Annotated in this window: 15 protein-coding genes; 10 read left to right on the top strand and 5 right to left on the bottom strand. The window is 69.2% G+C overall.

What is annotated here, in order from left to right:
* The 6 genes from I9P22_RS02380 to I9P22_RS02355 form a co-directional block, all read left to right on the top strand.
* Positions 1 to 1,510, top strand: a 1,510-nt coding sequence (locus I9P22_RS02380) for an ABC transporter substrate-binding protein (RefSeq protein WP_233253151.1), incomplete at its 5' end; no start/stop codon positions are given.
* Positions 1,507 to 2,961: a carnitine 3-dehydrogenase gene (locus tag I9P22_RS02375; protein ID WP_199257802.1), complete on the top strand. Its 1,455-nt coding sequence runs from the start codon at positions 1,507 to 1,509 to the stop codon at positions 2,959 to 2,961. The genes I9P22_RS02380 and I9P22_RS02375, both read left to right, overlap by 4 nt.
* Positions 2,958 to 3,935, top strand: a complete 978-nt coding sequence (locus I9P22_RS02370; RefSeq protein ID WP_199257801.1) for an ABC transporter permease — start codon at positions 2,958 to 2,960, stop codon at positions 3,933 to 3,935. The genes I9P22_RS02375 and I9P22_RS02370 overlap by 4 nt, the downstream gene beginning before the upstream one ends.
* 4 nt (positions 3,936 to 3,939) lie before the next feature.
* On the top strand, positions 3,940 to 4,758 hold the full coding sequence (locus I9P22_RS02365; RefSeq protein WP_199257800.1) for an ABC transporter permease: 819 nt from the start codon (positions 3,940 to 3,942) through the stop codon (positions 4,756 to 4,758).
* 3 nt (positions 4,759 to 4,761) lie between these two features.
* Entirely contained in the window at positions 4,762 to 6,363 is a 1,602-nt protein-coding gene (locus I9P22_RS02360) for an ABC transporter ATP-binding protein (RefSeq protein ID WP_199257799.1), read from the top strand.
* Positions 6,360 to 7,247, top strand: a complete 888-nt coding sequence (locus I9P22_RS02355) for an alpha/beta hydrolase (RefSeq protein ID WP_199257798.1) — start codon at positions 6,360 to 6,362, stop codon at positions 7,245 to 7,247. Before I9P22_RS02360 ends, I9P22_RS02355 begins: the two co-directional genes overlap by 4 nt.
* A 30-nt stretch (positions 7,248 to 7,277) precedes the next feature.
* Here the strand turns inward: I9P22_RS02355 and I9P22_RS02350 are convergent, their stop codons facing one another.
* Positions 7,278 to 8,294: a glycosyltransferase gene (locus I9P22_RS02350; protein WP_199257797.1), complete on the bottom strand. Its 1,017-nt coding sequence runs from the start codon at positions 8,292 to 8,294 to the stop codon at positions 7,278 to 7,280.
* 276 nt (positions 8,295 to 8,570) lie between these two features.
* Here I9P22_RS02350 and I9P22_RS02345 point away from each other — a divergent pair, with 276 nt between their 5' ends.
* The 3 genes from I9P22_RS02345 (at position 8,571) to I9P22_RS02335 (ending at position 11,383) form a co-directional block, all read left to right on the top strand.
* The gene (locus tag I9P22_RS02345; protein ID WP_199257796.1) at positions 8,571 to 9,668 is read left to right on the top strand and encodes a DUF475 domain-containing protein; all 1,098 of its coding nucleotides are present in this window, start codon (positions 8,571 to 8,573) and stop codon (positions 9,666 to 9,668) included.
* A gap of 116 nt (positions 9,669 to 9,784) precedes the next feature.
* Entirely contained in the window at positions 9,785 to 10,726 is a 942-nt protein-coding gene (locus I9P22_RS02340) for a cupin domain-containing protein (RefSeq protein ID WP_199257795.1), read from the top strand.
* Between the two features lie 144 nt (positions 10,727 to 10,870).
* Positions 10,871 to 11,383 (top strand): AmiS/UreI family transporter, encoded by a 513-nt coding sequence (locus I9P22_RS02335; protein WP_199257794.1) that lies wholly within the window; start codon positions 10,871 to 10,873, stop codon positions 11,381 to 11,383.
* Here I9P22_RS02335 and I9P22_RS02330 read toward each other — a convergent pair whose 3' ends face one another.
* The 4 genes from I9P22_RS02330 to I9P22_RS02315 form a co-directional block, all read right to left on the bottom strand.
* Positions 11,384 to 13,468 (bottom strand): NAD-dependent epimerase/dehydratase family protein, encoded by a 2,085-nt coding sequence (locus I9P22_RS02330; protein ID WP_199257793.1) that lies wholly within the window; start codon positions 13,466 to 13,468, stop codon positions 11,384 to 11,386. It lies immediately after the preceding gene.
* A gap of 9 nt (positions 13,469 to 13,477) precedes the next feature.
* Positions 13,478 to 14,440 (bottom strand): glycosyltransferase family 2 protein, encoded by a 963-nt coding sequence (locus I9P22_RS02325; protein ID WP_199257792.1) that lies wholly within the window; start codon positions 14,438 to 14,440, stop codon positions 13,478 to 13,480.
* An 87-nt stretch (positions 14,441 to 14,527) separates the two neighbouring features.
* Positions 14,528 to 15,712: an HPP family protein gene (locus tag I9P22_RS02320; RefSeq protein ID WP_199257791.1), complete on the bottom strand. Its 1,185-nt coding sequence runs from the start codon at positions 15,710 to 15,712 to the stop codon at positions 14,528 to 14,530.
* Between the two features lie 105 nt (positions 15,713 to 15,817).
* Positions 15,818 to 16,486 carry a GntR family transcriptional regulator gene (locus I9P22_RS02315; protein ID WP_199257790.1) on the bottom strand — a complete coding sequence of 223 codons (669 nt, stop codon included), beginning with the start codon at positions 16,484 to 16,486 and terminating at the stop codon, positions 15,818 to 15,820.
* Between the two features lie 324 nt (positions 16,487 to 16,810).
* Here I9P22_RS02315 and I9P22_RS02310 point away from each other — a divergent pair, with 324 nt between their 5' ends.
* A complete protein-coding gene (locus I9P22_RS02310) occupies positions 16,811 to 18,046 on the top strand; it encodes an NRAMP family divalent metal transporter (protein WP_199257789.1) in 1,236 nt (411 codons plus the stop codon).

Below are 18,046 nucleotides of genomic sequence, written 5' to 3'. Positions count from 1 at the left end.
CGGCGCGGCGGGCGCGGCGGCGGCGGGGCTGATCCTGCCGCGCGGCGCGCGGGCGCAGGAGGCGAAGCGCGGCGGCACGCTGCGCATCGGCCATCTGGGCGGCGCGACCTCGGACACGCTGGACCCGGCGACCTATGCCGCGGGGCCGGTGGTGACGGCGATGCTGGCGGTCTGCAACAACCTGGTCGAGATTGACGCCAAGGGCCAGGCCGTGCCCGAACTGGCCGAGTTCGAGCCCGATGCCGAGGCCCGCATCTGGACCTTCCGGCTGAAGGACGGCGTCACCTTCTCGGACGGGCGCAAGGTCACGGCGCGGGACGTGATCGCGTCCTTCGACCACCATCGCGGTGCCGATACCAAGTCCGGCGCCAAGGGCTCGCTGGAACAGGTCAAGGAGATCCGCACCGATGGCGACAATGTCGTGGTCTTCGAGCTGACCTCGGGCAATGCCGATTTCGCCTATCTGACCTCGGATTATCACTTCGTCATCATGCCGGCGGACGAGGACGGCACGCTGGACTGGCAGTCGGGCCTGGGCACCGGCGGCTATGTGCTGGAGAATTTCGAGCCCGGCGTGCGCATCACCCTGAAGCGCCGCGACGATTACTGGAAGCCCGACCGCGCCTGGTTCGACGAGGCGGTGCTGCTGACCATCAACGACGCCACCGCCCGGCAGAACGCGCTGATGACCGGCGAGGTCGATGTCATCAACTCGCCCGACCTGGCCACGCTGCACCTGTTGCAGCGCCGGCCCGGCCTGCAACTGGTCGAGGTGACGGGGACCGCGCATTACACCATGCCGATGTTCTGCGACCAGGCGCCCTTTACCGATCCGAACCTGCGGCTGGCGCTGAAATACGCCATCGACCGGCAGGAGGTGCTGGACAAGGTGCTGCGCGGCCATGGCCAGATCGCCAATGACAGCCCGATCGCGCCGGCGAACCGCTTCTTTGCCGCCGACCTGCCGCAGCGGGCCTATGACCCTGACAAGGCGAAACATTACCTGAAACAGGCCGGCATGGAGGGGCTGAAGGTCGAGATTTCCGCCTCGGACGCGGCCTCGGTCGGGGCGCTCGACATGGTGCAGCTGTTCCAGCAATCGGCCAAGGCGGCCGGGATCGAGCTGGCCGTCAAGCGCGAGCCGGACGACGGCTATTGGTCCAATGTCTGGCTGAAGAAGCCCTTCTGCGTCAGTTACTGGAACGGCCGCCCGACCGAGGACGACATGTTCAGCCTGGTCTATGCCCGGGGCGCCGAGTGGAACGAGAGCCACTGGGACAACGAGCGCTTCAACGAGTTGCTGCTGAAGGCGCGGGCCGAGCTGGACGACAGCCTGCGCGCCGAGATGTATCGCGAGATGCAGGGGCTGGTTTCCGAGGACGGCGGCACCATCATCCCGATCTTCGTGAACTATATCGACGTGGCCAATGACAAGGTGGCGCATGGCGAGGTGGCGTCGAACCGCTTCCTCGACGGCTGGAAGATCGTGGAACGGTGGTGGCAGGCATGAAGATCGCGGCAATCGGCGGCGGGGTCATCGGCGGCGGCTGGATCGCCCGCTTCATCCTCTCGGGGCATGACGTGGCGGTCTACGACCCGCATCCCGAGGCGCAGCGCATCGTCGGCGAGGTGCTGGCGAATGCCACCCGCGCCTGGGAAAAACTGTTCCAGGCGCCGCTGCCCCGGCCGGGGCGCATCCTCTGGGCCGGCTCGGTCGCCGAGGCGGTCCGGGACGCCGACTATATCCAGGAAAGCGTGCCCGAGCGGCTGGAGCTGAAGCACCGGATCATCGCCGAGATCGAGGCCGCCGCGCCCGAGATGGCGCTGATCGGCTCCTCGACCTCGGGCTTCAAGCCCTCCGAGCTGCGGCAGGGGGCGAAACATCCCGCCCGCATCCTCGTCGCCCATCCCTTCAACCCGGTCTACCTTTTGCCGGTGGTCGAGGTCGTGGGCGGTGGCGAGGCGGCGGATCGCGCCTGCGAGATCCTGACCGGAATCGGCATGAAGTCGGTCCGGATCGCGCGCGAGATCGACGCCCATATCGGCGACCGCCTGCTGGAAGCCGTCTGGCGCGAGGCGCTGTGGCTGGTGCATGACGGCATCGCCACCACCGAGGAGATCGACGATATCATCCGCTTCGGCTTCGGCCTGCGTTGGGCGCAGATGGGCCTGTTCGAGACCTATCGCATCGCCGGCGGCGAGGCCGGGATGCGGCATTTCCTGGGCCAGTTCGGCCCGGCGCTGAAATGGCCCTGGACCAAGCTGATGGACGTGCCCGAGCTGGACGGGGCGCTGATCGACCGCATCGCCGGCCAGTCCGACGCGCAGTCGGGCCGGCACTCGATCCGCGAGCTGGAGCGGATCCGCGACGACAACCTGGTCGGCATCTTCCAGGCGCTGAAGGCCAACGACTGGGGCGTCGGCCAGACCGTGCGCGCGCAGGAGGACGGCTTCTATGCCCGCGCGCCTGCGCCTGCGACGGGCTACCCGCTGCGCATCCATCAGGCCCGCGTGACCGGCGGCTGGGTCGATTACAACGGCCACATGACCGAGTTCCGCTATCTCCAGGTGCTGGGCGATGCGACGGACGCCTTCCTGATCCATATCGGGCTGGATGCCGATTACCGGGCGCAGGGCCGCTCGGCCTATACGGTCGAGACGCATATCCGCCACCTGGCCGAGGTGAAGGCGGGCGAATTGCTGACCGTCGAGACCCGGCTGCTGGGCCATGACGCGAAACGCTTCCGCCTGCACCACGTCATCCTGCGCGAGGACGGCAGCGAGGCCGCGACCGGCGAGCATATGCTGCTGCATGTCGATACCGGCGAGGGCCGCGCCATCCCGATGCCGCCGGCGCTGCTGGAGGCGCTGGACCGGGTGGCGGCGCAGGACCGCGCGCCGCATCCCGACCATGCCGGCGCCGGCATCCGCCCGATCCGCCAGAAGGAGACCACCGCATGAGCGTCGCCGAGACCCGGCGGCGGCCCATCCTGCGGATGATCGCGGGCCGGCTGGGCATCGGGGTCTTTACGCTCTTCGTCATCTCGGTGCTGATCTTCCTGGCCGTCAGCCTGCTGCCCGGCGACATCGCCCAGCAGGTGCTGGGCCAGTCCGCCACGCCCGAGACCGTCGCCGCCTTCCGGCGCGAGCTCGGGCTCGATCAGCCCCTGGCCTGGCGCTATCTCGACTGGGTCGGCGGCGTGCTGTCGGGCGATTTCGGCCGCTCGCTGGCCAATGGCCGGCCGGTGGCGGAGCTGCTGGCGGCGCGGCTGGGCAATACCATGTTCCTGGCCGCCTATGCCGCGGTGATCGCGGTGCCCCTGGCGGTGGGGCTGGGGCTGCTCGCCGCGCTCTGGCGCGGCAGCTGGTTCGACCGCATCGCCAATGTGGCGACGCTTTCGGCGATTTCCTTCCCCGAGTTCTTCATCGCCTATATCCTGATGTTCTGGCTGTCGGTCAGGATGGGCTGGTTCCCCTCGATTGCCGATCCCGGTGCCTCGCCGCGGCTGGCCGAGATGCTGGGCCGCGCCTTCCTGCCCGCGATCACCCTGGTGCTGGTGGTGACTGCCCACATGATGCGGATGACCCGGGCGGCGGTGGTCAACGTGCTGGGCGCGCCCTATGTCACGATGGCGCGGCTGAAGGGCGTGTCGCGCTGGCGCGTCGTCACCCGCCACGCCCTGCCGAACGCCCTGGCGCCCATCGTCAACGTGGTGGCGCTGAACGTGGCCTGGCTGATCACCGGCGTCGTCATCGTCGAGGTGGTCTTCGTCTATCCCGGCCTCGGCCAGCTGATGGTGGACAGCGTGACCAATCGCGACATCCCGGTGGTGCAGGCCTGCGCGCTGATCTTCGCCGCGGTCTATATCCTGCTGAACCTGCTGGCCGACGTTCTGGCGATCGCCACGAACCCGCGCCTGCTGCATCCGAGGTAGGCCCATGATCCGGATGCTGAAAACCATGCCGCCGACCGCGATCCTGGGGGTTCTGGTCATCGCCGCCTATGCGGTGATCGCGCTGTTCGCGCCGCTGCTGGCCCCCCATGCCGAGGCGCAGATCGTCGGCGCCCAGTTCGAGCCGTGGAGCGCGACCTATCCCCTTGGCACCGACACGCTGGGCCGGGACATGCTGTCGCGGCTGATCTGGGGCGCGCGCAACACCGTGGGCGTGGCGCTGGTCACCACGGCCCTGGCCTTCGGCATCGGCGCCATCGCCGGGCTGCTGGCCGCGGCGCTTGGCGGCTGGGCCGATCTGGCGCTGTCGCGGCTGGTCGATGTGCTGATGGCGGTGCCGGCGCTGATCCTGACGCTGCTGGCCTTGTCGGCGCTGGGGCCGGGGGTGGCGAACCTGGTCGTCGTGGTGGCGATCCTCGATTCCACGCGGGTCTTTCGCCTGGCCCGCGCCACGGCGATGAACGTCATGGTGATGGACTATGTCGAGGCGGCGCAGCTGCGCGGCGAGGGAACATGGTGGATCATCAGCCGCGAGGTGCTGCCGAACATCTCGGCGCCGCTGATCGCCGAGTTCGGGCTGCGCTTCTGCTTCGTGTTCCTGACCATCTCGGCGCTCAGCTTCCTGGGCCTCGGCCTGCCGCCGCCGATGGCGGACTGGGGCGCGATGGTGCGCGACAATGCGGCGCTGATCACCTTCGGCGATGTCACGCCGCTTCTGCCCGCCGCCTGCATCGCGGTGCTGACGGTCTCGGTCAATTTCGTGGTGGACTGGATGCTGCACCGCGCCTCGGGTCTGAAGGACTGAACCATGCTGCTGAACATCGAGAAGCTGAAGGTCGAGGCGCGGGGCGACGAAGGCTGGACCCCGATCCTGCACGGCGTGGACCTGCAAGTGGCCAAGGGCGAGGTCGTCGGGCTGATCGGCGAATCCGGGGCCGGAAAATCCACGCTGGGCCTTGCGGCGCTGGGTTTCGCGCAGGGCGGCCTGCGCTTCGCCGGCGGGCGGGTGATCTTCGACGGCACCGACCTGCTGCAACTGCCCGAACGCCGGCGCCGCGCCTTTCGCGGCCGCCGGGTCGCCTATGTCGCGCAATCGGCGGCGGCAAGCTTCAACCCGGCATGGCGGCTTCTGGACCAGTTCTGCGAGGGGCCGGCGATCCACCACACGGCGGGCCGCGCCGAATCCGAAGCCTTCGCGCGCCAGCTCTATGCCGCCATGCACCTGCCCGACCCGGAGAATTTCGGGCTGCGCTTTCCGCATCAGGTCTCGGGCGGGCAGTTGCAGCGGGCGATGGTGGCCATGGCCATGGCCTGCAAGCCCGACCTGATCGTCTTCGACGAGCCGACGACGGCGCTGGACGTGACCACGCAGATCGGCGTGCTGGCGGCGATCCGGCAGGCGGTCGAGACCACGGGCACGGCGGCGATCTACATCACCCACGACCTGGCCGTGGTCGCGCAGATGGCCGACCGCATCAAGGTCATGCGCCACGGCCGCGAGGTCGAGGATGCGCCAACCCGCCGGATGATCGAGGCGCCGGCGCAGGACTACACCCGCTCGCTCTGGGCGGTGCGCGCGTTCCGCCGGCCGCCGCGCGCCCTGCCGCAGGCCAGCGCGCCGACGATCGGCATTCGCGAGGTGACGGCGGGCTATTCGTCGCTGGACGTGCTCAGCGAGGTCAGCTTCGACATCCCGCGCGGCGCCACCGTGGCGGTGGTGGGCGAATCCGGTTCGGGCAAGTCCACCACGGCGCGGGCGATCACCGGGCTTCTGCCGCCGCGCGCCGGCAGGATCGCGCTGAACGGCACGCCCCTGCCGCCGCGCCTGGCGCAGCGCACGCTGGAACAGAAGCGGGCGGTGCAGATGATCTACCAGATGGCCGACACGGCGCTGAACCCGCGCCAGACCATCCGCCAGATCCTGTCGAGGCCCTTGCAGTTCTACCTGGGCCTGACCGGCCGGGCGCGCGAGGCGCGGCTCAACCAGCTGATGGAGCAGATCGAGCTGGAGCCGGCGCGCTTCCTCGACCGCCTGCCGGGCGAGCTGTCGGGCGGGCAGAAGCAGCGCGTCGGCATCGCCCGGGCGCTGGCCGCCGATCCAGAATTCATCATCTGCGACGAGGTGACCAGCGCGCTGGACCAGCTGGTGGCCGAGGGCATCCTGCGGCTGCTCAGCAAGGTGCAGGACGAAACCGGCGTCAGCTACATGTTCATCACCCATGACATCGCCACCGTCCGCGCCATCGCCGACGAGGTGGTGGTGATGAAGGGCGGCCGGGTCATGGACAAGGGCCTGAAGGCCGAGGTGCTGGACCCGCCGCGCCATGCCTATACGCGCGAATTGCTGGCCTCGGTGCCGCAGATGGACCCGGATTGGCTGACGCGACGCATCGCCGAGGGCGCGGCATGATCGCCGACCCGCAGGTGCTGGATTTCATCGCCCGGACCGAGGCCGCCTATCCGCCCGAGGCGAACGGGGCCAGCGCCGCCGAGAACCGGCGCTTCTACGATGCCATGTGCGCCGTCTTTCGCGCCCCGCGCCCGCCCGGCCTGCCGGTTCGGGATCGCCGCATCGGCGGCGTGCCCTGCCGGGTCTATGGCGCGGAGACCTCGGTGGCCGTGGTCTATGTGCATGGCGGCGGCTTCGTGGTCGGCGGGCTCGACAGCCATGACGATATCTGCGCCGAGATCGCCGATGCCACCGGCTTGCAGGTCGTCGCGGTGGATTACCGGCTGGCGCCCGAGCATCGCTGGCCGGCGCAGATCGCGGATGTGCAGGCGGTCTGGGACGCGCTGGACCGTCCCGCCGTCATCGCGGGGGACAGCGCCGGCGGGTGGCTCTCAGCGGCGCTTTGCCTGTCGCGGCGCGGCGCACGGCAGCCCTTGGGGCAGGTGCTGGTCTATCCCGGCCTGGGCGGCGATGGCAGTGCACCCTCCTATCGCGAGAATGCCGAGGCGCCCCTGCTGCGCACTGAGGATCTGGCCGGCTATCACGCCGCGCTGCATGGCGAGGGACTGGGCGAGGGGCCGGTCGATCCGCTGGCGCGGCCCTTGCAGGCCGAAAGCCTGGCCGGGCTGGCGCCGGCCTTCGTCGTCACCGCCGATGTCGATCCGCTGCGCGACGACGGGCGCGACTATGCGCGGCGGTTGCGGGTCGAGGGCGTCGCGGCGCATTGGCGCAACGAGCCCGAGCTGCCGCACGGCTACCTGCGCGCCCGCCGCGACAGCGACCGGGCACGGCGCAGCTTCCAGGCGATCCTGGTCGCGATCCGGCAATTCGCGGACCGGGCCTAGTCAAGGATCGGGCGTAGTCAGGAATCGGGCCTAGTCGCGCTTTTCGGACAGGGCGACGATCTCGGCATGCGAGCGGTCGAGCCGGCGGCGCAACCCGTCTCGGGCGGCGCGGCGCAGGATCTTGCGGAAACGCGCCGCATCCGGGCCGTAATGCCGGGCCTTGCCGCGCCAGCGCAGCGCCAGAACCGGCAGCAGCGGCCAGAACCACGGCCCGGCCGCGACGCGATAGGCCAGCAGGGCGTTGCGATACATGTAATAGACCTTCCACATCGGCCGCAGCACCAAGTGCCCGCCGGGCTGGATCGAGACGGTGTCGTGCTCGAACCGGATCTCGGGCAGGAAGCCGATGCGCAGCCCCTTGCGCCGCATCTCGAGCGTGTAGATCTGGTCATCGCCATAGATGAACAGCCGTTCGTCGGGATAGCCGGCGCGAGCGATGCTGGCGCGCGACAGGAACAGCCCGACGAAGGAGGTCATGTCGATCTCGATCGGGTCGGCCTTGCCGGTATAGGTCGCATCATCCAGGTGAAATCCGCGCCGGCCGGCGCCGGCCAGGGTACGCAGGAATTCCGGCAGCCGCCAGAACGGGTTGCGATAGGGGCGGTTCATCTCGCAGACCTCGCCCGAGGGGGTCAGCACCGCCGCCCCCAGCGCGTCCCAGCCGGTCAGGTCCAGCGCCCGGAACTGCGCGATGGTGCCGGGAAAGGGTCGGCCGTCATCGTCCATGACCACGACCCAGTCCGGGTCCAGCGCCTCGACCAGGTGGCGCATGCCATGCGCGAAACCGCCGGCCCCGCCCAGGTTTTCCAGGCTGCGCAGCGCCAGCAGCCGGGGATCCTGGATCGCGTCCAGATAGTCGCGGGTGCCGTCGCCCGAGGCATTGTCGAACACCACCACATGGTCCAGATCCTCGGCCAGCAGCCGGCCGACGGTCACCCGCAGCTTTTCCAGCCGGTTGTGGGTCACGACCAGGGCGGCGATGCGCGGGCGGGCAGGGGCGGGGCAGGGGCGGGGCTGCGACTGTTGCGGGTCTTGGCTCGAGCGCATGTCCGTTCTCTGCTCAGGAATGCGCCCGCCGCGGCCCCGGCCTGACGGCAGCGCGCCGCCTGACTAGCGGATCGCGACCCCGTGAACAAGCGGGCAGGGCCGCGATTCGCCGGGCCTTTCACGAATCCCTTGCAATTTCGTGCGACATTCTTCATCTTTCCGGCGTTCACGGGGATCGTGAACACAGTTTGATGGCCGGGCCCCTCTGGCGGACGTGGCGGCGCGTTCGTGATGTCGGCATCGATACTTGGCCAGCCGCCTGGAACAATTATTCACATGACGCAAGGAAACAGTCCCCTTCCCGGAGGTGGCCTCGGCGACGGCGCCCGGCGTTCGACCCTGCAATATTTCACCTGGGCCTTCATCGTCACCGTGCTCGGCCTCGCCCTTGGCGGCGTGCTGGGCTGGCAGTCGACCGGCACCTTGGGCGGCACGCTGTCGGTCTTCTTCATCTGCGCCGTGCTGGCGGTGCTGGAGATCTCGCTGAGCTTCGACAACGCCATCGTGAACGCCAACAAGCTCAAGGACATGACGCCCAAGTGGCAGCGGCGCTTCCTGACCTGGGGCATCATCATCGCCGTCTTCGGCATGCGGATCGTCTTCCCGCTGCTGATCGTGGTCATCGCCGCCAATATCGGCCCGTGGCAGGCGATGGTGCTGGCGGCGACCCAGCCCGACGAATATTCGCGCATCATGCACGAGGCGCATCTGCCCATCGCGGCCTTCGGCGGCACCTTCCTGATGATGGTCGGCCTCAGCTTCTTCTTCGACCATGAAAAGGACGTGCACTGGGTCAAGTGGCTGGAAGACCGCATGCAGCGCTATGCCACCATCCGCGGCATCGAGGTGGCGGTGGTGCTGGTCACGGTGCTGATCTTCTCGCGCTTCCTGGAGGGGGCGGAATCGCAGGTCTTCTTCAGCTCGGCGATCTGGGGCCTTCTGACCTTCCTGCTGGTCGAGGTGCTGGGCGGGCTTCTGGACAGCAGCCAGCAGACGCTGCAGGCCGGGGCCAAGGGCGGCCTGGGCGCCTTCCTCTATCTCGAGGTGCTGGACGCCTCCTTCAGCTTTGACGGGGTGATCGGCGCCTTCGCGCTGACCCACAACCTGTTCGTCATCGCCATCGGCCTGGGCATCGGCGCCATGTATGTGCGCTCGATGACCATCATGCTGGTCGAGCGCGGCACGCTGGCCGAATACCGCTTCCTGGAGCATGGCGCCTTCTATGCCATCATCGCGCTGTCGGTGATCATGTTCGTGCAGCCGCTGGTGCATATCCCCGAGGTCATCACCGGCCTGGGCGGCGCGACGCTGATCGGCATCTCGTTCTGGTCCTCGATCCGCTGGAACCGCAAGAACCACGAGGCCGAGGCGTAAGCGCGACCTGAACGCCTTCCGGCCACCGCCTTTCGACCATCGCCTTCCGGTCGCCGCCTTTCGGGGCGGCGGCCTTTTTGCTATCTCTGGTCCCATGGTCGGGAACGAGGGATGTCATGCGCTACCTGCTTGCCCTGCTGGCGATCGCCGCCGTCGCGGCGCTGCTTTACTGGCGCCATGCGCACAGGGCCGGCGCCGCGCAGGATGCCGGCGCCGATGTGCAGGCACTCTATCAGGCGGAACGTGTGCTGCCTGGGGGACCGCTGCGGGTCTATCACCTGGGCCACAGCCTGGTCGGGCGCGACATGCCGGCGATGCTGGCGCAGCTGGCCGGGCAGGGGCACGATCACGCGCTGCAGCTGGGCTGGGGCGCGGCGCTGCGCGAGCATTTCCAGGGCCCCCAGGCGGTCAACGGCTTCGCGCAGGAAAACGCCACCCCACGCCACCGCGAGGCGCATGAGGCGCTGGCCAGCGGCGATTACGACGCCTTCGTGATGACCGAGATGGTGCGGCTGCAGGACGCGATCCGCTACAAGGAAAGCCGCCTCCATGCCGGAAAATGGGCGGCCGAGGCGGCGGCGGGCAATCCCGATGGGCAGATCTTCCTTTACGAAAGCTGGCACGCGCTGGACGATCAGCCGGACTGGCTGGCGCGCCTGCCCGACGATCTGGAAAGGCTGTGGAAGCCGGACCTGCTCTGGCCCGCCGCCCGCGCCGCCGGCAAGCCGGTCTGGCTGATCCCGGCCGGGCAGGTCATGGCCCGGCTGGTGGTCGAGGCCGAGGCCAAGGGCGGCATCGCCGAGTTGAAATCGCGCGAGGACCTGTTCGCGCGCAATCCCGACGGCTCGTTGGACACCATCCACCCGAACGACCTGGGCGTCTATCTGGTGGCGCTGACGCATTACGCGGTGCTTTACGGCCAAAGCCCGGTCGGCCTGCCGCATGCGCTGCTGCGCGCCGACGGCACCCCGGCCGAGGCGCCCTCGCCCGAACTGGCGCGGCGCATGCAGGAACTGGTCTGGGAGGTGGTCAGCGCCGAACCGCTGACCGGGCTCTGACCCGCACGGAATCCGAATTCTGATTTTACGGATCGTTGAAAACATTGCCGTTGATCCGGCGGCGATTCTGCCTTCTTGGCAGGCATGGCTGACCGCATTCCGGGCAACTGCCCAGGGTGCGGTCAGGCTTGCTCAGGAGGTGCAATGCTCATCGGGTTCGTGCTGTTCTATGTCGGCGCCGTGCTGTTCCTCAACGGCCTCTGGCTGATGGGCCGGATCGCCGATCGCGAGATCGTCGTCATCAACGTCGTCACCGCGCTGGTTTCGGGCGCGGCGGTGCTGCACGACGCCTTCGGCGCCGGGGCCGGCGCCGCCAGCATCCGCAACGGTGCGCTAAGCCTCTTGTTCTGCACCACCTATCTGTGGGTCGCCTATAACCGGCTCAGCGGCGCGGACGGGCGCGGGCTGGGCTGGTTCAGCCTGTTCGTGGCGGTGACGACGGTGCCGGTGTTCCTGCGCGCGCTGGCGGCGGCAGGTTCGGCGACCGAGCTTTGGCTGGCGGCGAACTGGGCCGTCTGGGGCGTGCTGTGGTTCATGTATTTCCTGCTGCTGGCGCTTGGCCGCCCGATCCAGCGGCAGACCGCCTGGGTCACGCTGCTGGCCGGGATCTTCACCGGCTGGCTGCCGGGCTTCCTGCTGCTCGACGGGCTGATCTGATCACCGGAACAGATGCGCCTCGTCGATGGCGCGGCGCCAGAAGGCGTCGCGGTCGGATTCGGGCGCCCAGCCCAGCAGGCGCTTGGGCTTGGCATTGTCGAAACGCGACAGGTGCCCGCGCGACTTCCAGTCCGCCAGCGAGGCGGGCGCGGCCCCCTTGCGGCGCAGGGCATGGCGCTTCAGCCCCTGCTTGACCGCATCGACCGCCCAGAGCGCGGTCAGGTTCGAACCGCTGACCTTCAGCCGCGCCCCGGTGCGGCGGTGGATGGCGTCGAAATAGTCGCGGCCGGAAAACATCGGCTCGCCGATCAGGTTGAAGCTTTCGCCAAGCGCCTCGTCCCGCTCCATCATCGCAATCAGCCCGTCCGAGACGTCGTCGGCCAGCACGCAGGGCAGGATGTTGCGGCCATTGCCCCACAGCCGCACCGCGCCGGCGCCGTGCCAGCGGCCGATGCCCCAATGCTGCAGCGGCCCGCCGTCGCCCAGCACGATCCCGGGCCGGGCGATGACCAGCCGCAGCCCCTGCGCCTGCAGGGCGATCAGCCGCCGCTCACCCTCGGCCTTGGACCGGGCATAGATGTTGCGGCTGTGCATCTGGCCGAAATCGCTGGCCTCGGTGATGGTCCGGGCCGGGTCGGACATGTCGTAGGAGGCGATGGTGCCGGTATGGACCAGCCGCCCGATACCGGCGCGGATCGCGGCGCGGCCGATGCGCTCGGTCGTGGCCACGTCGTTTTCCAGCGCCGCCTGCCAGCTCTTGTCGGTGGATTTCGCCAGGTTGAAGACGCAATCCATGCCCTGCATGGCCCCGGCCAGCCCGTCCTCGTCGCGCAGGGATACGCCCAGCGTCTCGACATGGTCGGCGATGTCGGGAAAGGGGCCGTTCCGGCCGCGCGACAGCACCCGCACGTCGTGGCCGCGCTCGACCAGCCGCCGGGTCAGGTTGCGGCCGATGAAGCCGGTGCCGCCGATCACCATGACGCGCGGCCGCGGCGTGCCCACGGGCCGGGCCGGGACCGGCGGCAGGGCGGGCAGGCGGGCCAGCGCATCCTCGATGCCCTGCATCACTGCCCGGGCCGCGGCGGGCGCAAAGCGCGGGTCGGATTGCCCGGCGCGGATACCGTCATAGAAGGCAGCGACGGTGGTGCGGAAGCTTAGCCCATAGGGGCTTTTCTGGTTCAGCGAGGCGGCCTGGCGGCAGGCGTTGCGCAGCCCCTCGCGCAGATGCGCCCCGGCGCGGGACAGTTCCTTGACCAGCGGGTTCAGCACCAGATCGGCAGTATTGTCGCGCGTGATCACCAGCACATCTGCCGCATAATCCAGCCGCGCCATGCCGGAGGAGCCGCGCAAGCCGACCGAACGGTCGTCGAAGGTCTCGACCAGAGACAGGGCGATGGTCACGTCCACCTTGCCGGCGCGGGCGAGGATGCGCCAGCTTTGCGGCCGCTGCTCGCCGCCGGGCAGGGCGATCCATTGGCCCAGGCTGACATGCTCGACCTCCAGCGGGCCGAACAGGTCCACCGCGAAGGAAAAGGGATGCGCACCGAGCTCCAAGAGCAGGTTCTGCGTCTGCCGCAGCATCCACAGCCCGTAAGGCCCCGAGCGCAAGGGCACCAAGGGCAGCGCCCAGTTGATCTGCGCGGCCGAGACCAGGCCCAGATCGCCCGCCTGCACCGCCTGCTTCAGCCGGCCGTAGCCGGGCAGGCCCAGGAAGTTGTGGCAGGCACCCAGCTGGCGGCCGGCGGCCAGCGCGGCCGCCTCCATCTCGTCGATCTCGGCCACCGACAGGGCCACCGGCTTCTCGACCAGCACATGCAGGCCGGCACCCAGGCATTTCACCGCCAGGTCGCGGTGCAGGTTCGGCGGCGTCAGGACATGCACCACGTCGCAGACCCCGGCGGCGATCATCTGGTCCGGGTCGGCAAAGGCCGCGACGCCATGGCTGGCGGCCAGCGCCTCGGCCGCGTCGACGGCGGGATCGCAGACCGCGACCAGCCGCGCGCCCGGGGCGGCCTTGATCGCATCGGCGTGCCACGAGGCGATGTAGCCGGCCCCGACAATGCCGACGCGCAGGTCCGAGGTCATGGGAAACTCCTATTTGTACTCGATAATACGCATGGCGGCGCCCTTGCGGCGGCGCCGGTGGTAAGTCAACATTCCCAGAAGGTTGGGGATCTTGGCGAGGGTCAGCAGCGCGGCCTGCCTCGCCGCCATCGGCTGGCCCTTCAGGCCCATGAGAGTCTTGATAAAGGACAGCGCGTAACCAACCAGAACTGCAAGGGAAATCCACAGGCTGGTGAGCAGCCCCAGCAGGAACAGCAGCGGCAGCGCCAGCCCATAGAGCCAGACCCGCATCTGCTCGCGCTTGAAATGCGGCGGGTGCATGGCGCCCACCTGCGCGAAGCCGTGGCCGTTGCGGATGCTGCGCTGCCACCATTGGGAAAAGCGGGTCATGTCGGCATCGTGCCAGGTCATCTGCGCCGGCAGGCGCAGCAGCTTCCAGCCGGCCTTGCCGAGGCGCAGGCAAAATTCGTCGTCCTCGGCCGCGATCACCGCGGGGTCGAAGCCGCCGATCTCGCGGAAGGCCGCGACGCGCACCATCATGTCGCCGCCGCAGGCCACGATCGGGCCGGCGGGGCGGTGCCAGTCCACCTCGCACATCTGGTTGTAGACGGTGGCGGTGGGGTGGATCTCGGCGCGCCAGCCGGTGACGAGGCCCAGCCCGGGATCGGCCTGCATGGCCGCGATGCCGGCCTCCGGCCAGCCGGGCTCGACCCGGCAATCGCCATCGACGAACTGCACCAGATCCAGTTCGCCGCCGGCCAGCAGCGCCTCGAACCCGGCATTGCGGGCGCGGGCGGCGGTGAAGGGGACCGAAGCGTCCAACTCGACCACGGTGACACCCAGGCCGCGGGCAAAGGCGACGCTGGCATCGCGCGAGCCGCTGTCCACATAGACCACCCGTTCGCAAAGCGGCACCAGCGAGCGCAGGCAGGCCTTCAGCCGCTCGCCCTCGTTGCGGCCGATCGCCACGGCGCCGAGCGTGGGACGGGTCATGATTCCCCCGGGATTGTTCCGTTGGCCGAGCCTAGCCCCGGCCCCGCGCATTCTGCAATGCGGCGCGGCCTGTCGTTATCGGCATGTTCAATGCGCCGGCAGATCCTGCCGCAGGCTTTGCCGGGCCAGGGCCGAGATCAGGTCGGTCTGGGTAACGATGCCGACGATGCGCGGCCCGTCCAGCACCGGCACCGCGTCGCATTCGCCCGAGGCCAGCATCGGCAGCAGCGCCCCGATGGGGGTGTCGGGCGCGACATGCGGCGGGTCGGTCTGCATGATCTCGCGCGCCCGGGTCGGCATGCCGCGCCTGGAGTACAGCAGGTCCGACATGGCGACGGAAAACCGGCGGTCGTGGCGGAAGGCGTCGTCGCGGGCGCGGCGGATCAGGTGCAGCTGGAAGATCACGCCCAGGAACTGGTCGCCGTTCTCGACCACCGGCAACGAGGTGAAGCCGTGCTTGCGGAAGATGTCGGCGACGCGCACCAGCCGGGTCTGCGGGCCGACGGTGACCAGGTCGCGCGACATCACGTCGGCCGCGGTCAGCGGCCCGGTGCGATGGGTGGCGGCCTGCAATTCCGCGGCGCCGATCAGCCGGGCCAGGTCCTCGACCCCCAGGTTCAGCGACTGGCGATAGCGCTGCAGGATCTCGGTCAACTCGTCCCGGGACAGGCCCAGCCGCTCCATCGCCGGATGGTCGGCGGTGCCGTGCGGGCCCGGCTCGTCGAACTGGCGGAAGGGATAGCGCCGCCCGGTCAGCCGGGCATAGATCATCGCGAAGCCGACCAGGGCCAGCGTGCCGGCCAGCACCGGCGCCAGGACGAAATGAAAGCCAAGCGCGCGGATCGCGTCGGGGTTCAGCGCCGCGGTCATGGCGACGGCGCCGGCCGGCGGATGCACGGCGCGCAGCAGGATCATCGCGGCGATGGTGACGGCAACCGCCAGCGCCACGCAAAGCGCCGGGTCCAGGGCGGCCATGCAGGCCAGCACGCCGACCGCAGCGGCGACACAATTGCCGACCACCGCCGACCAGGGCTGCGCCAGCGGGCTGTTCGGCACCGCGAAGACCAGCACCGAGGTGGCGCCGAAGGGGGCGATCATGGAAAGCCCCAGCCGCAGGTCGGCCGAGGGCGACAGCAGGAACAGGCCCGAGACGCCCAGCCCGACCAGCGCGCCGACCCCCGCCCTCAGCGCCTCGCGCGGCGAGCCGGGCGCAATCGCCGGGCCAAGCGCCTGCGCGATCTGGTGCAGCACGGCGCCTGCCGGTCTGGTCATCTGGTCTTTCCTTCGCGCCTGCCCGGAAAACGGGCTTCCGATGCGCTTAATTGTCGCAGGAACGGGCAGGTTGCAAGCCCGCGCAAAGGCTGAGAGGCCGCGCCGTCAACCCAGCCGGGCGAAGGCCTCCAGCACGGCGCGCTCGGACTGGTTCAGATAATCCTCGAGCAGGCGGGCGGCGCCGGCCGGATCGCCGGCCTCGAGCCTGGCCAGGATCTCGGCATTGCGGGGAATATAGGGGCGGTGCAGCAGCTCGGGGCTGTCGAGCAGGCCGAAGGCCAGCCGCAGCTCGGCAATGATCTGGGTAAAGAACTGGATCAGCCGCGGGCTGTCGGTCAGCGCCACGATGGCGGCGTGGAATTCCATGTTGGCGCTGCCGACGCCGCGCCAGTCGGGGATGCGCTGCAATTCCGTGGCCCGCGCCACGGCGGCGCGCATCCGCGCGACGGCGGCATGGCCGGGCCAGGCCTGGGCCAGGGCCGGCACCTCGATCAGCCGGCGCACCCGGTAGATGTCGAGGATCGAGGCCATCGAGGGCACGGCGACGAAGACGCCCCGGTTCGGCTCGTGCCGCAGGATACCCTCGCGCGTGAGCAGGCGGAACACCTCGCGCAGGGTATTGCGCGAGATGTCCAGCTCGGCCGCCAGCCGGGCCTCGGACAGGCGCTGGCCGGGCACCAGCGCGCCGCCGGTGACCTGGTCGCGCAGCCGGGCGGCGATGCCTTCGGCAAGGCTGGCGGCGGGACTGGGGGCGGGTTCGCGGGGGTCCGCCATCGCGGCAGGTTCCTTGGTCATGGGGCGGGGATCATGGCTCGAACGTCAGGGGTCGGGCGATCTTGGCCGAGAGGCCCGGGGCAGGCAAGGCATGCCGCGCCGATTCGCCGGCTTTTCCGGCGCCTTGCAGGGACCATCGCTGCCGCATGAGCGGGCAGGAAGCCGCCGGGCTGCCCATCATCCGCGCAGATTATCCCTGCTTTTATCATGCTTTGTTCAACAATATAATCATGCATGTCAAATTATCGTTGACGGATTGTCTTGTTGAATTCACAGTCGAGCCATTCCCAAGACGCACTCCACCCTTGCAGCAGGAGCAGACCGATGGCCGAATCCGTCACCTCCCCCTCTGCCGCCTCGGCTGCCGCGCGCGGCGGTTTCATGGCGGCGATCTTCCTGATGGCGACCTCGGCCATCGGGCCGGGCTTCATCACCCAGACCGCGACCTTCACGGCAAAGCTGGGCGCCGCCTTCGCCTTTGCCATCCTCGCCTCGATCGTGATCGACTTCGTGGTGCAGCTCAACATCTGGCGCATCACCGCGCTGACCAAGCGCAACGCCTCGGACACCGCGAACGCCGCCATTCCTGGCGCGGGCTATCTGCTGGCGATTCTGGTGCTGGTCGGCGGGCTGGCCTTCAACATCGGCAACATCGCCGGCGCGGGGCTGGGTCTCAATGCCATGTTCGGGCTGGAGCCCAAGATCGGCGGCGCGCTGTCGGCGGCCCTGGCCATCGGCATCTTCCTGTCGCGCCGGGCCGGGCTGCTGCTCGACCGTTCGCTGATCGGGTTGGGCCTGCTGATGATCGCCATGACGGTGATCGTCGCGCTGGTCTCGAACCCGCCGGTGGGCGAGGCGGTGCGGCAGATGGTGCTGCCCGAGATCGTCGATTTCGCCACCATCACCACCATCGTCGGCGGCACCGTGGGCGGCTACATCACCTATTCCGGCGCGCACCGGCTGCTGGACAAGGGGCTGGTGGGCGAGCAGAACCTTGCCGCCGTCACCCGCGCCTCGCTGACCGGGATCGCGGTCACCGGCGTCATGCGCTTCATCCTGTTCCTGGCCATTCTGGGCGTCGTCGCCTCGGGCGTGACACTGGACCTGTCCGGCCAGGCCGCGAACCCCGCCGCGCAGGCCTTTGCCGTGGTGCTGGGCGAATGGGGCATGCGCATCTTTGGCCTGATCTTCTGGGCCGCCGCCATCACCTCGGTCATCGGCGCGGCCTATACCTCGGTCAGCTTCCTGGTCGCCTTTCGCACCATGGGCGACCGCGACCGCAACATCGCCACGGTGATCTTCATCGCCATCTCGCTGGCGGTCTATCTGTCGCTGGGCACCGCGCCGGCCGCCATCCTTGTCTTCGTCGGCGGCTTCAACGGGCTGATCCTGCCCATCGGCCTGACCATCTTCACCTATGTCGGCCTCGCACGGGCCGACCTGATGGGCGGCCATGTCTACAGCCGGCCGCTGCTGATCGCCAGCGCCGCGGTCTGCGCGCTGACCTGGTATATGGGCTTCATGTCCATCGGCCCGATCTTTGCCTTCCTGAGCGCCTGA

The sequence above is a fragment of the Paracoccus binzhouensis genome (genome assembly GCF_016446475.1).
Classification (GTDB): domain Bacteria; phylum Pseudomonadota; class Alphaproteobacteria; order Rhodobacterales; family Rhodobacteraceae; genus Paracoccus; species Paracoccus binzhouensis.
The sequence above is the reverse complement of the archived record's forward strand: the minus strand, read 5'-3'. Positions and strand labels throughout refer to the sequence as shown.

Excerpts from the sequence above, each read along its gene's own strand:
- I9P22_RS02375 (WP_199257802.1), top strand. The coding sequence starts at position 1,507 with ATGAAGATCGCGGCAATCGGCGGCGGGGTCATCGGCGGCGGCTGGATC.
- I9P22_RS02355 (WP_199257798.1), top strand. The coding sequence starts at position 6,360 with ATGATCGCCGACCCGCAGGTGCTGGATTTCATCGCCCGGACCGAGGCC.
- I9P22_RS02350 (WP_199257797.1), bottom strand. The coding sequence starts at position 8,294 with ATGCGCTCGAGCCAAGACCCGCAACAGTCGCAGCCCCGCCCCTGCCCC.
- I9P22_RS02345 (WP_199257796.1), top strand. The coding sequence starts at position 8,571 with ATGACGCAAGGAAACAGTCCCCTTCCCGGAGGTGGCCTCGGCGACGGC.
- I9P22_RS02315 (WP_199257790.1), bottom strand. The coding sequence starts at position 16,486 with ATGGCGGACCCCCGCGAACCCGCCCCCAGTCCCGCCGCCAGCCTTGCC.
- I9P22_RS02325 (WP_199257792.1), bottom strand. The coding sequence starts at position 14,440 with ATGACCCGTCCCACGCTCGGCGCCGTGGCGATCGGCCGCAACGAGGGC.
- I9P22_RS02365 (WP_199257800.1), top strand. The coding sequence starts at position 3,940 with ATGATCCGGATGCTGAAAACCATGCCGCCGACCGCGATCCTGGGGGTT.
- I9P22_RS02320 (WP_199257791.1), bottom strand. The coding sequence starts at position 15,712 with ATGACCAGACCGGCAGGCGCCGTGCTGCACCAGATCGCGCAGGCGCTT.
- I9P22_RS02370 (WP_199257801.1), top strand. The coding sequence starts at position 2,958 with ATGAGCGTCGCCGAGACCCGGCGGCGGCCCATCCTGCGGATGATCGCG.
- I9P22_RS02310 (WP_199257789.1), top strand. The coding sequence starts at position 16,811 with ATGGCCGAATCCGTCACCTCCCCCTCTGCCGCCTCGGCTGCCGCGCGC.
- I9P22_RS02360 (WP_199257799.1), top strand. The coding sequence starts at position 4,762 with ATGCTGCTGAACATCGAGAAGCTGAAGGTCGAGGCGCGGGGCGACGAA.
- I9P22_RS02335 (WP_199257794.1), top strand. The coding sequence starts at position 10,871 with ATGCTCATCGGGTTCGTGCTGTTCTATGTCGGCGCCGTGCTGTTCCTC.
- I9P22_RS02330 (WP_199257793.1), bottom strand. The coding sequence starts at position 13,468 with ATGACCTCGGACCTGCGCGTCGGCATTGTCGGGGCCGGCTACATCGCC.
- I9P22_RS02340 (WP_199257795.1), top strand. The coding sequence starts at position 9,785 with ATGCGCTACCTGCTTGCCCTGCTGGCGATCGCCGCCGTCGCGGCGCTG.